Origin of the sequence: Sphingomonas sp. Ant20 (assembly GCF_000783375.1) — a bacterium.
Lineage (GTDB): Bacteria > Pseudomonadota > Alphaproteobacteria > Sphingomonadales > Sphingomonadaceae > Sphingomonas > Sphingomonas aerolata.
In genome coordinates this window covers 1-3255 of the sequence record NZ_JRVI01000151.1, presented here as the reverse complement: position 1 = coordinate 3255, position 3255 = coordinate 1, and the positions used below count along the sequence as shown (strand labels likewise).

Here is a 3255-nt window from a genome sequence, read left to right as displayed (position 1 = left end):
CAGCCTACCGCGTCGCCGCCAGCGGCGGTGCGCCGGTGCGGATCGCCAAGGAGGCGAGCGGCCCGCAATTCGGGGCGGCGAACGACCGCGTCTTCCTGATGGCGACCGAGAAGGACAAGCGCCAGCTGATCAGCACCGACCTCAACGGACAGGACCGCCGCGTCCATGCCTCGGGCGAGCTGGTCAATGACTATCAGATCTCACCACAGGGCGATTACGTCGCCTTCCGTCAGAATTACGAGGCGTTCGTGATGCCGCTGATGCCGGGACGCCAGGCGGTCGAGACCGATGCCAAGGGCGGCCCCCTGCCCGTCACCCGCGTCAGTGGCGACGGTGCGGACTTCATCAACTGGTCGAACGACGGCCGGCAGATCCACTGGAGCGCGGGCCCGACGCTCTACACGGCCGAGACCGCGGCGCTGTTCCGCGCGGTGCCGACGCCGAAGGGTGAGGACGCGCCGAAGTTCGTCGCGCCGCGCACCGGCACCTCGCTGTCGATGGACATCGCCGCCGCCAAGCCTGACGCGACGGTGGCGCTGACCGGCGCACGCGTCGTGACGATGGCGAAGGCCGATGGCGGGATCATCGACGACGCCACGATCCTGATCCGCGGCGACCGCATCGTCGCGGTCGGGCCACGTGGTACGATCGCCATTCCCGCAGGCGCGAAGACCGTCGACCTGGCGGGCAAGACGGTTATCCCCGGGTTGGTCGACGCGCATGCGCATGGTCCGCAGGGCGAGGACGAGATCGTACCGCAGCAGAACTGGTCGGCGATGGCGAACCTCGCGCTCGGCACCACGACGATCCACGATCCGTCGTCGCGCTCCGCCGAAATCTTCCCGGCGGCCGAGATGCAGCAGGCCGGCATGCTGCTTGCCCCGCGCACCTTCTCGACCGGCGAGATCGTCTATGGCGCGAAAGCGCCCGACGTCTATGCGCAGATCGACACCTATGAGGACGCGCTCGCCGTCGTCCGTCGCCTCAAGGCGCAGGGCGCTCGCAGCGTGAAGAACTACAACCAGCCACGCCGCGAGCAGCGCCAGATGGTCGTCGCGGCCGCGCAGGCGGAAGGCATGGAGGTCGTGCCCGAGGGCGGCTCGCTCTTCACGCTCGACATGAGCCTGGTGCAGGACGGCAATTCCACGGTCGAGCATAACGTCCCGCTCGAGCATTTCTATGCCGATGTGGTCGATCTCTGGTCGCAGACGACGGTCGGCTACACGCCGACGCTCGTGGTCGCCTATGGTGGGCCGGCGGGCGATCCCTATTGGCGCGCGCACAGCGACGTGTGGCGGCATCCGCTGCTCGCCCGCCATGCGCCGCCGGCACTGCTCGCGGCGCAGAATGCGCGACGCGAGATCGCGCCCGAGGAGGATTATGTCGATGGCGCAACCGCACGAGAGGCGCGCAAGCTCGCGGTCAAGGGCGTGCCCGTGGCGATCGGCGCGCACGGCCAGCAGCCGGGGCTTGGCGCGCATTGGGAGTTGTGGAGCTTCGTCCGGGGCGGGTTCAGCCCAATCGAGGCGCTGCGTGCGGGTACGATCGAATCGGCACGATCGCTGGGATACGCCAAGGACGTCGGATCGCTCGAACCCGGCAAGCTCGCCGATCTGGTCGTGCTGACCGCCGACCCGACAAGCGACATCCGCAACAGCGACAAGGTCGCGCAGGTCATGCTCGGCGGCCGCCTTTATGATGCGGCAACGCTGAACGAGACGATCACCGGCACGCGCAAGCGCCAGGCCTATTGGTGGGAGAGCGGCAGCGCCGGCGCCGATACGGGCGCACGCATCACCGTCGGCCACGGACACGGCGATGTCGACTGACATCGCCGGTCGCGACCGGCGCTGGGGGTCGACTGACATCCCCGGTCGGAACCGGCGATGAGGGCGACGGCGGTCAGTAGATGTCGCGGCGGTACAGCCCGGCCTCGCTCATCGCCTCGACCCGGTCGTCGCCGAGGATGATCCGGAGTTCGGCATCGACCGCGCCCGCCATCCCGACCAGACTGCCGCAGACATAGATCGCCGCCCCCCGGTCCGCCCAGTCGAGCATCCGGTCGGCCTGTTCCGCGACCAGCGCCTGGACATAGCGCCCGCAGCCCGCATCGCGCGAGAAGGCACGGTCGATCCGCTCGAGCGTACCCGCGGCATGCAGCGCATCGAGTTCGGCGGCGAGCGGGCGATCAAACGCGCTGCTGCGTTCGCCATAGAGCAGCCAGGCGGGCGCGCCGCCGGTCCGCGCCCGCTCGCGCAGATGCGCCATCAACCCGGCGAGGCCGGTGCCGTTGCCGATCAGCACGAGCGGGGTCGCCGGATCCATCGGTGTCGCAAACCCAGGATTGGCACGAAGCCGTATGGCGATAGGATCACCGATCGACGCCACTTCTGTCAGCCACCCCGAACCGATGCCGAGCCCGCCGTCGGCTGCGGGACATTGCCGCACGAGCAGCTCGACGCGGCCCGACTCCGGCAGCGACGCGACCGAATATTCGCGGTGCGCAAGCGGCGGCAGCGCCAACGGATCCCGTCCCCCGGCATCGAACGTCGCCGGATCGGGCAGCGTCGCCTTGGCGAGTGCGACCGCGACCCGGCCGTCATCGTCGATCCCGCAATCGGCCAGGAACCGCGCGACGCGGGCCGGATCGTGACGCGGCTCGATCTCGGCGATCGCGCCAGGTGCCCAGCGCGTGCCCGCGGGAATGCCGAGTTCGACCCGGTACATCGGCGCGGCCAGGCTGTCGGGATTGAGCCATGTCCGTGCGACCAGCGGCCAGGCGGCATAGTCCGTCGGCTGCCAGTCGGGCTGCGCCGGATCCGCGCCGATCGCGTGAAGCTGTTGCTGCCACTGGCGTTCGCCGTCCGCATCGGCCGCATCCAATTCGATCCGGTCGAACAGGCGAAGCGCCCCGCTGGCATGCAGCCACGCGTCGACGCGCTGACCAAAGGCGCAATAGTCAGGATATTCGCGGTCGCCCAGCGCCAGTACCGCGTAGCGGACACCGTCGAGATCGGCCGGCGCGGCCATCACGCGACGCTCGAACGCCCGGGCGGTGTCCGGCGCATCGCCCTCGCCATAGGTCGCCACGACGAACAGGACGGTGCCGGCATCGCGCAGATCCGCCGGCGACACCGTCGCCAGCGGGCGGATCGCAGCATCCGGGAACGCTGCCGCGCTGAGGCGTGCGAGCCGTTCGGCAGTGCCGGTCTGCGATGCGTGAACGACCAGCACGCCGGGTCGGTCCGCCCCCGC

The 3255-nt window shown here is 69.8% G+C and carries 2 protein-coding genes; one reads left to right on the top strand and one right to left on the bottom strand.

Features of this window, described 5'->3' with window-relative positions; genetic code table 11:
* Window positions 1–1829 (top strand): amidohydrolase family protein (locus NI18_RS15870; RefSeq protein WP_037531321.1); only part of this gene is annotated, 1829 nt, incomplete at its 5' end.
* A 73-nt stretch (window positions 1830–1902) separates the two neighbouring features.
* Here the strand turns inward: NI18_RS15870 and NI18_RS15865 are convergent.
* On the bottom strand, window positions 1903–3255 hold a 1353-nt coding region (locus NI18_RS15865; RefSeq protein WP_037531318.1), incomplete at its 5' end, for a sulfite reductase subunit alpha.